The sequence below is a fragment of the bacterium genome (assembly GCA_035945995.1).
Lineage (GTDB): Bacteria > Sysuimicrobiota > Sysuimicrobiia > Sysuimicrobiales > Segetimicrobiaceae > DASSJF01.
Genome location: DASYZR010000166.1, coordinates 1 through 14,652 on the forward strand (window position 1 = coordinate 1; position 14,652 = coordinate 14,652).

Sequence of the window (14,652 nt, forward strand, 5' to 3'; positions counted from 1 at the left end):
TGCGCGCCCAGTGCCGGCAGATCGCCGCGGATGCGCCCCGGCGCGGGGGACGCCGGGACGCGCGGGACGGCGGGCCGCCGCGCCGCTCCCGTGCGGCAGATGCGCGGGCGTTGCAGAGGGCGCTGCCCGACGCGCTCGATACGCTCGCCCTCTGTCTGCGCGCCGGCCTGAGCCTGCACGCCGCCGTAGCAGAGTATGCCCGGTCCGCCACCGGGGTCGCCGGTCAGGCGTTTCGCGGATACCTGGCCGAGCTCGCGGTCGGCAGGACGCCGGAGGAGGCGCTCGCGGACCTCGCGCGCCGCTTCCCCGGCGACGAAGTCGCGGGGATGGCAGCCGCCGTCGCGCAGAGTCTGCGGATCGGCGCCCCGCTGGCCGACGTTTTCGAGGCCCAGGCGGCGCACGCCCGGAGCGTCGCGCTGCACGGCGCGCGCGAAGCCGCGCAGAAGCTGTCAACGCACCTCGTGCTGCCGCTGGTCTTGTTTTTCTTTCCCGTGGTGTTTTTGATCGGCTTGGGGCCGGTCGCCATCAAGGTCGCCCAACTCCTCGGCCTGCTGCCCTGACGCCCGGGCGGTCGCAGCGGCCGGCCTTTGGTATCATGGACCCGGGAGGATTATGGGATGGCCGCCGATGCCTTCGACGTCCGTATGGCGCACCTGGAAGGCGCGTACGAGCAAATCGACAAGCGCCTGGGGGCCCTCGAGGGGCAGATCCATGCGCTTCGCGGCGAGATTCGCGATCTTCACACGGAGATCCACGGAGATATCCGTAGTCTTCGAAGCTCCACGCAGGATCAATTTCGGTGGATGATCGGTTTATTGATCCTGGCCGTGTTCGCGCCGACCGTCCTCCGACTCCTCGGCCGCTAAGTCCAGCGGCGGCGTGGCGGGCCCAAGCGGTTAGAAGTGGAAGGTGGAGTCCGGCAGCGCCCTGCTGAGCCCTTGGGCCAGCAGGCCCGCCCACTGCTTCGCGAGCTGCATCGGGGTCACCGGCGTGCCGGCGGCGTCCTCCGGCGTTACGGTAAAGACCAGCATGTCCCCCACCGTGATGATGGCGGAGGCTCCGTATTGCCGCACGGCGATGACGGCGCCCTGCCGGAATTTGGGCGTGCTCAGGACCTGTGTGATGCGCCGGTTGACCTCCGTCGCGCGGACGTAGGAGGTCACACCCGCCGAATCGTGCGTGAGCCGGCAAATGAAGACCCCGCCGACGGAGATGTCCCGCTGGTCGGCCAGGGCCGGGCTCACGAGTCCGGTCACGACAAACGTCCCGAGCAGCAGGGCCACGAGCACGAACGTGCGCCGAACCGGCATGGACGATCCCTCCCCGTGTGTGCGCTACGCGGTACCGACCCTAGTGTACACTGCCCGCGGCGCGCTCACGACACCGCGGCTCCGCTCGGGATGTCCTTCTCCGGGGTGAGAAGGATGACCTGATCCCCGTCGCTGGCCGCGAGCAGCATGCCCTGCGATTCCACGCCGCGGACTTTACGCGGCTGAAGGTTGGCGACGACGACGATCTTGCGCCCGACCAGGTCGGCCGGGCGGTAGTACGGCGCGATGCCGGCGGCGAGGGTTCGCGTCTCCGGGCCGATCTTGATCCGCAGTTCCAGCAGTTTGTCCGCGCCCGCCACGGCCTTGGCCTCGAGAATCTCCGCGATCCGGAGGTCGAGCCTCTTGAAGTCGTCGATCGTGATCTGGTTCACCGCGTGCCCCCTCGTCGTCCCGTCTGTGCCCGCGGCCTCTCCCGCCGCCGCCGGCGGTGGGGCCGCCGGCGCGGTAGTGCTCTTGCGGTTCGCGGGTGATTCCGATTTCGCCGCGGCCCTGGTCTCGATCCTCGGAAAGATCGGCGTACCGGGCCGCACCCGGGCCCCGGCCCGCAGCCCGCCCCACCGGCCTGTCGCGGGGAGACGCTGCGCGGCGGGCGACGACTCGAGCCCCAGTTGCTCCCACGCCCGCTGCCCCGCGGCCGGCAGCCACGGCGAGAGGAGCACCGTCGCGATCCGGCCGGCCTCGAGCGTGTTATAGACGATGGTGCCGGCGCGCTCGACGTGGCCGGCGCCGATCTCCCGCCACGGCGCCTCGCGATCGAGGTAGGTGTTCGCCGCGGCCAGGATCCCCCAGATCGCCTCGAGCGCGCCGCGAAAGTCGAGACGATCGATCAAGCCGTCCAGCTGCGCGACGACCCCGGCGGTGGTCTCGCGCAGCGCGGCGTCCGGGGCCGTCTCGCTGCCGCGCGGCGGGATCCGGCCCTCGAAGTGGCGCTCGACGAGCGGCAGCGTCCGGTTCAACAGATTGCCGTAGTCGTTCGCGAGGTCCGCGTTGAAGCGGTGGACGAGCGCCGGCTTGGAAAAATCCCCGTCGGCGCCGAAGGGGATCTCCCGGAGCAGGAAGTACCGGATCGCGTCGACGGCCACGCCGAGCTCCGCCCCGGATTCGGCCGCGAGCTCCTGCGCCAGCGCGTAGGGATCCAGCACCGTGCCGAGCGACTTGCTGAACTTCTGGCCTCCGAACGTCAGCCACCCGTGCGCAAACGTCTGCTTCGGCACCGCGATCCCCGCCGCGTGCAGAATGATCGGCCAGATCACCGCGTGGAAGCGGACGATCTCTTTGCCGACGAGATGCACGTTGGCGGGCCAGTACCGCGCGAACCGCTCCGGCTCCTCGAGGTAGCCGGCCGCGGTGATGTAGTTCGTGAGCGCGTCGATCCAGACGTAGATCACGTGCCGGGGGTCGAACGGGACGGGGATGCCCCAGGTGAACGTGGTGCGGCTCACCGCGATGTCCTTGAGCCCCGACCGCAGCAGCGATAGGACCTCGCTGCGCGGGCCCTCGGGCGCGACCGCGGACGGCTGTGTTTCGATGTAGTCCAGGAGCCAGTCGCGGTAATTCGAGAGCCGGAAGAGGTAGGATTCCTCGGACGTCCACTCGACCGGGCGCGTCGTGTGGATGGGACAGGTCCGGCCCGGCCCCAACTCGGTCTCCGCGTAGTAGGCTTCGCACGGCGCGCAGTACCAACCCTCGTAGGTTCCCTTGTAAATGTCGCCCTGCTCGTAGAGGCGCGTGAAGACGGCCTGCACGACCCGGGCGTGCCGCGGCTCGGTCGTGCGGATGAAGTCGTCGTTCGAGATGTTGAGGCGGCGCCAGAGGGTCTGGAACTCGCCGGCGATCTTGTTGGTCCACTCTTGCGGCGAGACCTGGTGACGCTCCGCCACACGCGCGATGTTGACGCCGTGCTCGTCCGTCCCGGTGAGAAAGAACACGTCGTACCCGGCTAGCCGCTTGAACCGCGCCGCCACGTCGGCGGCAATGGTGGTGTAGGCGTGCCCGATGTGCGGCACGTCGTTCACGTAGTAAATAGGCGTCGTGATGTAGTAGGTCGCCATGGTCAACCCCCGAGCCAAAACAAAATACCTCTCGTCCCCGGGACGAGAGGCGCGTGCCTCCGTGGTACCACCCACGTTTGCCCGCCGTGAGGCGGGCCTCGGCCGTTCCTCGGCCGGCCGTTGTGAGTGAATGACGGCTGGGCCTCTAGAACGCCGCCCTATCACGCGAACGCCGCGTCCGCGCCTAGTTCGCACGTACCGAGCCCGCCCAAGCGGTCCCGATCTGCGGTTCGGCCGGCAGCTCCGGAGCCATGTTCGGTCCGCCGCCCCCGCCGGCTCGCACCTGATCCGGCTCGCTTCGCCCGCGTACGGTCCCGCGGGTCCGGGTCGGCGGGCGGACGTACTCCCGCTCCGTCATTGCTTTTCCTGTACTTTACGCGGAACCTCCGCGCCTTGTCAATGACCTCGGGCGGAGGACCAATGCCTCCGCGCCGGTGAACAAGGCGGCATGGGACTCCATTCCTCACCGGGGGCAAGCGCGGCCGCGGTCGCCGCGATACCCGCCGCATGACCGCACGGTACGATCTGCTGCTTGCGGGGGGGACCGTCCTGGATCCGGCCGCGGGGACGCGGGCCTCGACCAACGTCGCGTTTGCCGGCGGGTACGTCGCCGCAGTCGACCCCGGGCTCCGGCCGGCCGACGCGGCCGAGACCGTCGACTGCGCGGGGCTTCTCGTCGCGCCGGGGATGATCGATCTCCACGTGCACGTCTTCTCCGGCGTGAGCCATTACGGCGTCGAGCCCGATCCGCACTGCGTCGCGAAGGGCGTGACAACGGCGGTCGACGCCGGGTCGGCGGGGGCCGATACCTTCCCGGGCTTCCGCAAGTACGTCATCGACGTCGCGGCGACCCGGCTGTTCGCGCGGCTCAACATCTCCTCGATGGGCATGCTGAGCGCCGCCGTGGGCGAGCTCGACGACCTCCGGTACGCGAGCGTGCCCAAGGCGGTCGCAACGATCGAGCAGCACCGCGACGTCATCCTCGGCATCAAGGTGCGCCTGACCCGGAACCAGATCGTGAGCCGGGCCGCCGGCATGGAGCCGCTGTACCTGGCCCGGGACGCGGCCGACGCCGTGCACCTGCCGATCATGGTGCACCCGCAGGAGGCGTGGTGCGAGTCGCTCGACGATATCCTCGCGGTGATGCGCGGCGGCGACATGCTGACGCATTGCTTCCACGGCCTATCGCACGGCATCCTGGACGACGGCGGCAGGGTCCGCCGGTCGGTGCACGCGGCGATGGAGCGTGGAGTGATCTTGGACGTGGGCCACGGACGCGGCAGCTTCAGCTGGCAGGTCGCGGAGCGCGCGATGCGCCAGGGCGTGCAGCCGCAGACGATCTCGAGCGACCTGCACGCCTACAACATCAACGGCCCCGCTTTTGACCTCGCCACGACCGTCAGCAAGTTCCTGCACCTCGGCCTGCCGCTCGAAGATGCGCTTCGCAAGGTGACGGCCACGCCGGCGCAGACGCTGGGCATGGCACGCCAAATCGGCACGCTCCGCGTAGGCGCCTGGGGCGACGCGGTCGCCTTCGAGTTGCGGGAGGGACAGTTCGCGCTGGAGGACTCCCACGGCGAGGTCCGGACCGGCCGGCAGCGCCTCGTGCCCACGACCGTCGTGCGCGGCGGCAATGTGTACCGCGAGACGGCCGGGGTCCCATCATCACCACCACGTCGGCTAGCCGGCGACCCGGGCTAACGCCCCTGGGTGTGCGGGTCCAGGATCTCGCGCATGCGTTCGCCGAGGAGATTGACGGCCAGCACCAGCACGAGGAGCGCGAGTCCGGGAATGGTGCTCACCCACCAGGCGACGAAGAGCACGCTGCGGCCGTCGCTGATCATCGACCCCCAGGCCGGGATGCTCGGCGGGATGCCGACGCCGAGAAACGAGAGCGACGCCTCGAGCACCATGAAGTAGCCGAGCCGCAGGAGCGCCACCACCGTCACGGTGTTCACGATGTTGGGCAGGATCTCGCTCACGAGGATCCACGAAGTCGGATAGCCCATCGCCCGCGCCGCCTCCACGTACTCGCGGTTCGACTGCGCGAGCGTCTCTCCGCGGGCGAGCCGGTAGAACTCGATCCAGCCTTTGAGCGCGAGCGCCCAAATCAGGTTCCAGAAACCCGGGCCGAGAAACGCCATCATCGCGATCGCGAAGATCAGGTACGGGAACGCCTGCAGCAGCTCGACGACCCGGGCGCCCACCATGTCGAGGGCGCCGCGGAAGTACGCGCCGGCCATGCCGAGCGCCGTCCCGATCACCGCGGAGATGCCGACCGTGAGCGCGCCGACGAGCAGGCTCACCCGTGCGCCGTAGATCGTCCTGGAGAGCACGTCCCGGCCGAGCGCGTCCGTGCCGAACCAGTGGGCCGCCGACGGCGGCGCGAGCCGCGCGGCGAGATCCGTGACCGCCGGACTGTACGGTGCGATCGCGGGCGCCAGGACGGCGCCGAGCACGTAGACGAGCATCAACACGGCCGCCGCGGCGCCGACCGGCTCCGCGCCGAGTCCCCGCACGACGCGCCGGAGCGACGACAAGGCGCGGACACCGTGGCGCCGGACGGGATACAGGATCGGCGGCATGCCGGCGGGCAGCGGCCGGGCGCCCATCATGCCACGTCCATTTGCGGGTCGAGCACGGTGTACGCGATGTCGACGGCCAGGTTGGCGGCGACGTAGGTGATCGCGTAGAGCATCACCGCCGCCTGGACCACCACGTAGTCGCGGGCGAAGATCGAGTTCACGACGAGGCGCCCGAGCCCCGGCCACGCGAACACGGTCTCGACGATCATGTTGCCGCCGAGCAGTTCGCCGATCTGCAGCCCGGCGACCGTGATCGCGGGAATCAGCGCGTTGCGCAGCGCGTGCTTGATCACGACCGCGGTCTCGGGGAGGCCCTTCGCGCGGGCCGTCGTCACGTACCGGCGGTGCAGCACCTCGATCATGGAAGAGCGGACCGTCCGCGCGAGCACCGCGGCGAACACCACGCCCAGCGTGAGCGCCGGCATGAGCAGGTGGCGCAGCACGCTCGCGAGCGCGGCGCCGCTTCCGGCGAGCAGGCCGTCGACGAGGAGAAAACCGGTCGCCGGCGGCACGGCGATCGTCGGGTCGATCTGTCCGGACGTCGGCAAGAGGCGCGCGTTCACCCCGAAGAAGAGAATCAGCAGCAGCCCGAACCAGAACGCCGGCATGCTTGCGCCGAGCAGCGACGTCGAGAGCACCGCGCGATCGATCCACGAGCGCGGCCGCAGCGCGCTCGCGAGGCCCATCGGGACCGCGATCAGGACCGCGATGACGATCGTCGCCGCGGTGAGTTCGATCGTGGCCGGGAGCGCGCCGGCGATCAGCGCCGCCGCCGGCCGGTGCTGGACGATCGAAGTGCCGAGATCGCCGCGCGCGAGCTGGGCAAAGAACAGCTCCAACTGGACGGGCAGCGGTTGGTCGAGATGCAGTTCGTGCTGCGCCGCCCGGATCGTCGCGGCGCTCGAGTTCGTATCGCCGAGCATGATCTCGACCGGATCGCCGGGCAGCAGGTGCAGCGAGAAGAACGCCAGCACGGCGACGCCCAGCGCCACGGGCACGGCGAGCAGCACCCGGTGAACGATTCTCAGCCAGCGCATTTCGGCACCCGCGCGCCCCGGCGCGCGGGTCTTAGTACCCCGCCTGCTTGAGGAGTTCCCGCGCCTTCATCGGATCGTACGGATACGGTTTGAGCGACGGGTCGTACCCGAAGCCGTTCGGCAGGAACGCCGTGCTGAGCCGCGTCCCGTAGCCGTGGTAGATGTCGCGGAGGATCGGGGCCCAGTTGATCGCGTAGTTCACTGCCTGCCGCACCCGCGGATCGGTGAACGGGTCCGCCTTGGTGTTGAACTCGATCTCGTAGGAGCGCGTGCCCTCGGCGGTCTTCACCTGCACGTTCGGGCTCGCCTTCAGGCGGTCCACGAGATCCGGCGGTACTTCCTGGATGATCTGCACCTCGCCGGACAGCAGCGCCGCGATCCGGCCGGACGGCTCCGGGATCATCCGGAAGATGACCTGCCGCAGTTTCGCCGGGCCGGCCCAGTAGCCGTCGTAACGCTCGAGGACGATCTCGGAGTTGAGGGCGCCCCGCACGAACCGGAACGGGCCGGCACCGACCGGCTTCGCGATGAATCCGGCCTCGCCGGCCTGCTGCGTGTACTTCTGCGGCACGACCTGGAAGTGGACGAGCGACTGCAGCATGAGCGCCTCCGGAAACGAGGCGCCGTAGACGAACCGCACGTGCGAGTCGTCCCGTTTCTGCACGCGGAGGATCGGTCCGAGCAGATCCTTCCGCGTGGTGGAGACGCCGCTGATCGCGCCGGGCGTCAACACCCGCTGAAACGTGAAGACGACGTCGTCGGCGGTGACCGGATCACCGTTTTGGAATTTGACGCCGGGACGAAGCGTGAAGTCGTACACCGCCGGCCCGACCTTGCGCCACGACGTGGCAAGCTGCGGGACGACCTTTCCGTCCGGGCTGTGGCCCACCAGTCCGTCGTAGATGTTGCGCAGCACCGCTTCCCGGTCGTTCGGGGGAATGCCCGGATCGAGCGGCGCGATCGAGTCGTTGCGCATGCCGACGATGATCGTATCGCCGCCCCGCACGCTCGCCGGATACATCGTCTCGCTGTTGTCGGCCGCCGGGACCCAACCGGCCACCGCGGAGGACTGCGCCTCGATGTTCTGCAGCACGTATCCGAACGCCCAGGGCGCGTCGGCGTAGATCCTCCGCTGGGCGTCGTAGTACGCGGCCTGCCGCTGCGCGTCGTTCGGGGTGCCGGAGGCCACCGCCATGTCGTGATCCACCGCGGGGTTCGAGTAGAACGAGAAATTGCCGCGTGCTTGGGTCACAAACTTCGGCACGGCGAGATCGTAGGGATCGAAGTAGGCGCTCCCCCAGTCGGTCGTGTAGGCGGCCCGCTGCCCGGCCCGGACCTGCGCGATCAGCACCGACAGCTGCCACGCGCGCACCTGCGCGGTGATCCCGGCCCGGCCCAGTTGCGCGGCGATCGCCTGGGCTTCCGTGGCTCGGTTCGGCGTCGTGTCCAGGACGAACGACAGCGCCCGGGCCGCGTCGCCGCGCGTCCCGCCGAGGAGCGAGACGCCGAGCAGCGCCGTGGCCAGCACGGCGGAGATCCGTTTCTTCATCCCGCACCCCCCGTTGTGTCTCCCAGCGCCGGCGCAGGGATTCTTCGCGGAGAAATACCGCCTGCCGCCGGCCGGTCAGTCGAGCGGCACTTCGAGGTCGAGGAGCGGCGCGTACTGCTGCGCCCCGAAGATGTCCGGGTCGCCGGGACTGCCGCTCGGCCGGCTGCGGTACACCGTGAACTTGATCGCGCACCCGGGATCGAACGCGACGAAATCCGAGATGCGCGTCTCCGGGATGTCGTAGAGGCGCGCGACCGACGCTTTGGTCACGGCGCCGCTCTTCAGCGTGCGCTCGTAGGTGTCCCGGTCGGCGAAGATGATGTCGAAGGTGATCTTGTCGACCCCGGCGTTCTTGCTGCGCACGACCTTGGCGAGGCTCGAGAGCTTGGCGGTTTTCATCGCCGGCTCACCGCCTCGCCGGCGCCGCGTCCGGCGGGGGTGCCTGTTCCCACGTCGATCAAGTGCAGCGGGAACAGCTCGAGCGGATCGCTCACCCGGAGCGTATGGTTCACGGTCCACCGGTAGGCCGCGCTGGCCGGCAGCACTTCGTCGAGCGGGAACGCCACGCCGCCGGCGGTGCCCTTCACCTCGGGCAGGCGCGCGTAGAAGAGCTGGCGCGTGCCGATCATGCACACTTCCTCGGCCATCTCCTTGCTGGGGGCCACGCCGTAGACCACAAGGCCGAGCTCGTGCGCCGGCGTCCGGACGGGCTCGAGATCGCCCATGACGCCGTTGCGGCCGAACACCTGGTAGTGCAGCTCGTAGCCGGCGGTGCCGAACTTTTCCTCGACCGCGTGACGTGCCCAGCCGATGACGCCGTCGATGTTCGCGATCGTGTAGGGATCGCGGATTCCCGCGATGCCGACGTAGCGCTCTCCGACCTTGCCGGCGCCTTCCAATTTGACCCGCGGCTCGGCCGCCGGGTTCCAGACCGGGCCCGTGATCCGCGTCGTACGCGCGTCGAACTGTTCGTACCGGCACCCCCGCATGTCGAGCTCACCGCCGAGCGCGTACTCGAAGAACGGGTTCGACCGTTCGTACATCGCATGCCCGGCGACCGACGCGATTGTGCAGCGCTGGTCCGGGTGCATCGCCGTAACCTTCACGTCCTCCATCGAAATCTCGCCGATCACGCTTTCCTTGGCGCCGTAGGGCTCGGCGCAGAAGGAGGCGCACTCGAGCACCTTGCCGAGATAATAGGACAGCGCCTCGGGGAAGCCGGCGCTGATTGCCGGGCCGGCGCAGATCGCGAGGTCGCTCGAGCGGCCGCCGATGATGACATCGGCGCCCCGATCGAGCAGCGTGTTGTAGGGGTGGATCCCCGCCATCGCGACGATCCGGTCCGTCGCCTCGAGCTCCGCGAGCGTCAGGTCGGCACGGCCGTTCAGCCCCGCGACCGTCTCGCCGGCGGCGATGCGCCGGCGCACCAGATCCTTGGGGACCTCCGAGTAGAAGTAGCCGAGGCGGAAGGGCGCGAGGTGACGGCGCGAGGCGATCTCGCGGATCATCTCGACGTACATGTCGACCCGGCTGTTCGACCCGGTGTCGCCCGCGGAGCCGATCAGCATCGGCACCCCGAGCCTCCGAGACGCCAGCAGGATGTGCTCGAGGTCGTGACGCTGCCATTCCTTCGGGCTGGTGCAGGTGTCGGAGCCGAGCGGGCCCGGCCCGATGTCGTCGCTGCCCGAGTCCGAGACGATGAAGTCGGGGTGGGCCGCCACCCCCAATTCGAAGCTGCCGAGCCTGAGCGGCGCAAAGCCCAGATGCCCGTTTGGGGCCAAAAAGCGCAGTGTCTTGCCACCCATTCGTCTGCCTCCATCACGCCACGATGTGGGCCAAGCGCTCGATGTTGAACTTGTACCGGTCGCCGCGGTACACGGTGCGGCGGTACTCTACCGGCTCACCGCCGGGTGCCGAGATCAGCGAGGTCACGTTGAAGACCGCCGCGGGCCGGTCGAGCGAGAGCAGCGCGGCCTCCTCGGCGGTCGCGAGACGCACTTCAAACGTCTGCTCGGCCCGCAGCTCGGGGAGGCCCGTGCGCTCCGCGTAGAGTTCCGAGAGCATCCGCGGCCTCCCGGAGGCCGCGGCCCGGCAAAAGATCTCAACGGTCTCCGCCGCCTTGGCGGCGGGGAAATAACTCCGGTAGATGGCGAGCGGCTCGTCGTCCCCGAGCCCGAGACACACGAGATGCAGCAGCGGTGTGTCCGGCGGGATACCGAGCAGCCGGCTCAACACCACATCGCCCGGCTCCTGCGTCCGGCTCACGACACGCAGTCCCGGGATCATGCCCTGCGCGGCGAGCGCCTCGCGAAAGGCCGTGACTCGTCCGAGGGGCTGGGTAATCGGCCCGTGCGCCGCGACGAACGTGCCGCGCCCTTGAATCTTCTTGAGCAGCCCCGCGCGCGCGAGATGCTCGAGGGCCTGCCGGACCGTCGACCGGCTGACACCGAACTGCTCGGAAAGATCGCGCTCTGAGGGCAGCTGTCCGCCGGCGCCCCAATCGCCCTTGCGGATCCTGGCGTTGATGGATCCGAGCAGCTGCCGGTAGAGGGGTCCGCGGCCTCGGGCGTAGACACCCGGGCCCATCTTCCGCCCGTGCCTCGCGACGTCCGGACGCTGCGCCACGCGACTCCCACTCCCCGCTGGTTCATACCTGATAGCTATGTGGTACGTACCAACATCGGATTCGCCCTGGCGTCTTAGCTTCCCTGCCTCATCAAGTGGATCTGATGGGTCTATCGGAGTCTAAATTCGATCCCGCCGTTGTCGAGGCGTTTCGTGCGTTCGTGACCGTGGCGGGCTCTGGACGTTAGTCCTCTTCGTCCATCTTGAACTCGGCGTGCAGGATCCGGACCGCCGCCTCGACCTCGTCCGCGCGGACCACGCATGAGATCTTGATCTCCGACGTGGCGATCAGCTCGATGTTGATGCCGCCCCGGGCCAGCGCGCCGAACATCCGCGCCGCGACCCCCGGGTTGGTGATCATCCCGGCCCCCACGAGGCTCACCATCGCGACGCCGTCGTCCGCGAGAATATCCCGGGCGCCGATCTCCTCGGCGACGGAGCGGGCGGCCTCGACCGCGGCGGTCATGTCGGTCCGCGCCACGGTGAAGGAGATGTCCGCTCCCTGCGCCTTCGGAACGCTCTGGATGATCAGGTTGACGTTGACGTGGCGGTCCGCGATCGCTTGAAACAGCGTGTGGGCGATGCCGGGTCTGTCTTGGATCCCCGTCGCCGCGATCTTGGCCACGTTGCGGTCGTGGGTCACCGCCGTGACCAGCCGGCGCCGTTCACTCGCGTTGTCCGTCACCACCGTTCCCCCCCGGTCCACGAACGTGCTGCGCACCTCGAGCGGTACCTGGTACTGCTTGGCGAGCTCGGCCGCGCGCGTCTGAAGCACCAGCGCCCCGGTACTCGCCATCTCGAGCATCTCGTCGTAGGAGATCTCGCGGAGTTTCCGCGCCGTGGGCACGACGCGCGGGTCCGCGGTGAAGACGCCTTCGACGTCCGTATAGATCTGGCAGATCTCCGCGCCGAGCGCCGACGCGAGGGCCACCGCGGTCGTGTCCGAGCCGCCCCGCCCCAGCGTCGTGATCTCCCCGGCTTCCGTCGTTCCCTGGAACCCGGCCACGATGACGATGCGGCCGGCCGCCAGTTCGCGCTCGAGGCGGCCGCGGTCGACGCGGAGAATGCGCGCCCGCAGGTGGACCGGTTCGGTGCGGATCTGCGCCTGCCCGCCGGTCAGCGACACCGCCGGGTAGCCGCGCGTCTGCAGCGCCATGGCCAGCAGCGAGATCGAGACCTGCTCGCCGGTCGAGAGCAGCATGTCCATCTCGCGCGCGTCGGGGGTCGTCGTGATCTGGCGCGCCATGGCGATGAGGTCGTCGGTCGTGTCGCCGGGCGCGGAGACCACGACCACCACGTCGTGGCCCCGGTCCCGCGCCGCCGCGACGCGGCCGGCCACATGCTTGATCAGGTCCGGCGTGGCGACGGAGCTGCCGCCGAACTTTTGGACGACCACGCTCACGGTGCCGTCTCCACGACGGTCCCGTCCGTGTCGATCTCCGCGTCGATGGCCCGGCACGGCGCCCCCGCCGTCTCGAACGCCCGCCGCATCGCGTCGCCGATCCCCGGCGCACCACCGAACGCCACCACCGTGGGACCGGATCCGCTCAGGGCGACGCCGTGGGCGCCGGCCTCGCGCGCCGCCGCGAACACCGCCTCGAGTCCCGGGACGAGACGGGCGCGGTACGGTTGGTGCAGGCGATCTCGCGTCGCCTCGTCGAGCAGATCCATCCGGCCCTCCACCAGCGCCGAGACGAGCAGCGCGGTCCGCGTCAGGTTGAAGACCGCGTCGCGAAACGGGACCGCCTCCGGCAGGAGCCGCCGGGCGTCCGCCGTCGAGACCGCAAATTCCGGGATCGCGATCACCACGCGCAACCGTCTGGGGATCAGGCGCACCCACCGGATTTTCCCCGCCTCCGTCGTCGCGCATGCGACCAGCCCGCCGGCGAGCGCCGGGGCGACGTTGTCCGGGTGCCCCTCGATCCCGGCGGCGAGATCGAGCAGCGCCTGCCGGTCGAGCGGACCGCCGAGGAGGGCGTTGGCCGCGGCCGCGCCGCCGGCGATGGCCGCGGCGCTGCTGCCGAGTCCGCGCGCGAGCGGGATCCGGTTGTACTGCTTCAGGTGAAACGCCCGCGGCATCGGCCGCCGCTCCGGCCGCTCCGGGCCGCGCACCCGCTCGGTGACCGCGAGCGCGGCCCGATATGCGAGGTGGGTTGGATCGCGCGGCAGGGTCTCCGCGCCTTCGCCGTCAATCTCGATCCGCGGCGTCTCCGCGGCGTCCAACTCGACGGTGTTGTGCAGGCGGAGGGCCAGGCCGAGCGCGTCAAACCCGGGCCCGAGGTTCGATGTGGTGGCGGGCACGCGGACGCGGATCACCGCACGCCCACCGGTCGCGCCGCTCCCCCGAGGTGTTCGTTCATGAACGTCCGCGAGGCGCCGCAGACGCGCCGGCCACAAGCGGCTCCCCGATGACGCCCTCGATGGCCTCGAACGTCGCCGGCACCGGCTCGGGCCGGCGTTCCGTTCTGAGCACCGCTTCCGGATCTTTGAGCCCGTGTCCGGTCAGGATGCAGACAATGACGATGCCGTCCGGCACCCGGCCCTCGCGCGCGCGCCGAAGGACGCCGGCCACCGGCGCCGCCGACGCCGGCTCGACGAAGACGCCTTCCTCCTGTGCGAGCAGCGTCCGGGCGGCGAGAAGTTCCTCATCCGTGACGGCCTCGAAGGCGCCGCCCGATTCCTTGACCGCGGCCACGGCGCCGTCCCACGAGGCCGGCCGGCCGATCCGGATCGCCGAGGCGACGGTCTCCGGACGATCGACGGGGCGGCCGTGGACGAGCGGCGCCGCGCCGGCGGCCTGGAATCCCCACATCGCCGGCCGGGAGGCCACGATATCGCGGGCGCGGTACTGCACGAAACCCCGCCAGTACGCCGTGATGTTGCCGGCGTTGCCGACCGGGATGGCCACGACGTCGGGTGCCTTGCCGAGCTCGTCGCAGATCTCGAATGCGCCGGTCTTCTGGCCTTCGATCCGGTAGGGATTGACCGAGTTGACCAACGTCAGCCGGAGCCGGGGCGCCCCCTCGCGGACGAGGCGCAGGGCCTCGTCGAACGAGCCCTCGATCGACACGATGCGGGCGCCGTGCGCCAGGGCCTGCACGATCTTGCCGAGGGCGATGCCGCCGGCCGGCACGACGACGAAGCACTGGATGCCCGCGCGCGAGGCGTAGGCCGCGGCCGACGCCGACGTGTTGCCGGTGCTCGCGCAGATGACGCCCCGGCTGCCCTCCTCGACGGCCTTGGTGATCGCGAGCGTCATCCCGCGGTCCTTGAAGGACCCGGTCGGATTGACGCCTTCGTTCTTGAGATAGATCGTGGTGCCCGGCACGCGGCGCTCGAGCCGCTCGGCGTGCAGCAGCGGGGTATCGCCTTCCCGCAGCGTCACGACCGGGGTCCCGTCCGCGACCGGCAGGAACCGGCGGTACTCCTCGATGACCCCGCGCCAGACCGTCCGGCTCACGGCCCGCCCGGCGC

14 protein-coding genes are annotated in these 14,652 nt (G+C 70.0%); 3 read left to right on the forward strand and 11 right to left on the reverse strand.

The window, feature by feature from the left end:
* On the forward strand, nucleotides 1-560 hold a 560-nt coding region (locus VGZ23_19475; GenBank protein ID HEV2359776.1), incomplete at its 5' end, for a type II secretion system F family protein.
* Nucleotides 561-617: 57 nt separating this feature from the next.
* A complete protein-coding gene (locus VGZ23_19480) occupies nucleotides 618-866 on the forward strand; it encodes a hypothetical protein (protein HEV2359777.1) in 249 nt (82 codons plus the stop codon).
* A gap of 30 nt (nucleotides 867-896) precedes the next feature.
* Here VGZ23_19480 and VGZ23_19485 read toward each other — a convergent pair whose 3' ends face one another.
* On the reverse strand, nucleotides 897-1,310 hold the full coding sequence (locus VGZ23_19485) for a hypothetical protein (protein ID HEV2359778.1): 414 nt from the start codon (nucleotides 1,308-1,310) through the stop codon (nucleotides 897-899).
* A gap of 65 nt (nucleotides 1,311-1,375) precedes the next feature.
* Entirely contained in the window at nucleotides 1,376-3,382 is a 2,007-nt protein-coding gene (metG, locus tag VGZ23_19490) for a methionine--tRNA ligase (protein HEV2359779.1), read from the reverse strand.
* 507 nt (nucleotides 3,383-3,889) lie between these two features.
* Here metG and VGZ23_19495 point away from each other — a divergent pair.
* A complete protein-coding gene (locus VGZ23_19495) occupies nucleotides 3,890-5,083 on the forward strand; it encodes an amidohydrolase/deacetylase family metallohydrolase (protein HEV2359780.1) in 1,194 nt (397 codons plus the stop codon).
* Here VGZ23_19495 and VGZ23_19500 read toward each other — a convergent pair.
* From VGZ23_19500 to thrC, 9 genes are all read right to left on the reverse strand, one after another.
* Nucleotides 5,080-5,997, reverse strand: a complete 918-nt coding sequence (locus VGZ23_19500) for an ABC transporter permease (GenBank protein ID HEV2359781.1) — start codon at nucleotides 5,995-5,997, stop codon at nucleotides 5,080-5,082. The two genes, VGZ23_19495 and VGZ23_19500, sit on opposite strands and share 4 nt — an antisense overlap.
* Entirely contained in the window at nucleotides 5,994-7,004 is a 1,011-nt protein-coding gene (locus VGZ23_19505) for an ABC transporter permease (GenBank protein HEV2359782.1), read from the reverse strand. Before VGZ23_19505 ends, VGZ23_19500 begins: the two co-directional genes overlap by 4 nt.
* 31 nt (nucleotides 7,005-7,035) lie before the next feature.
* The gene (locus VGZ23_19510) at nucleotides 7,036-8,553 is read right to left on the reverse strand and encodes an ABC transporter substrate-binding protein (GenBank protein HEV2359783.1); all 1,518 of its coding nucleotides are present in this window, start codon (nucleotides 8,551-8,553) and stop codon (nucleotides 7,036-7,038) included.
* A gap of 75 nt (nucleotides 8,554-8,628) precedes the next feature.
* Entirely contained in the window at nucleotides 8,629-8,952 is a 324-nt protein-coding gene (locus tag VGZ23_19515) for a DUF4387 domain-containing protein (protein HEV2359784.1), read from the reverse strand.
* A complete protein-coding gene (locus VGZ23_19520) occupies nucleotides 8,949-10,358 on the reverse strand; it encodes an acyclic terpene utilization AtuA family protein (protein ID HEV2359785.1) in 1,410 nt (469 codons plus the stop codon). Before VGZ23_19520 ends, VGZ23_19515 begins: the two co-directional genes overlap by 4 nt.
* A 13-nt stretch (nucleotides 10,359-10,371) precedes the next feature.
* A complete protein-coding gene (locus VGZ23_19525; protein HEV2359786.1) occupies nucleotides 10,372-11,178 on the reverse strand; it encodes a GntR family transcriptional regulator in 807 nt (268 codons plus the stop codon).
* 184 nt (nucleotides 11,179-11,362) lie between these two features.
* On the reverse strand, nucleotides 11,363-12,580 hold the full coding sequence (locus VGZ23_19530; protein HEV2359787.1) for an aspartate kinase: 1,218 nt from the start codon (nucleotides 12,578-12,580) through the stop codon (nucleotides 11,363-11,365).
* Nucleotides 12,577-13,494: a homoserine kinase gene (gene thrB / locus VGZ23_19535; protein HEV2359788.1), complete on the reverse strand. Its 918-nt coding sequence runs from the start codon at nucleotides 13,492-13,494 to the stop codon at nucleotides 12,577-12,579. Before thrB ends, VGZ23_19530 begins: the two co-directional genes overlap by 4 nt.
* 40 nt (nucleotides 13,495-13,534) lie before the next feature.
* A complete protein-coding gene (thrC, locus tag VGZ23_19540; GenBank protein ID HEV2359789.1) occupies nucleotides 13,535-14,638 on the reverse strand; it encodes a threonine synthase in 1,104 nt (367 codons plus the stop codon).
* Nucleotides 14,639-14,652: the final 14 nt, after the last annotated feature.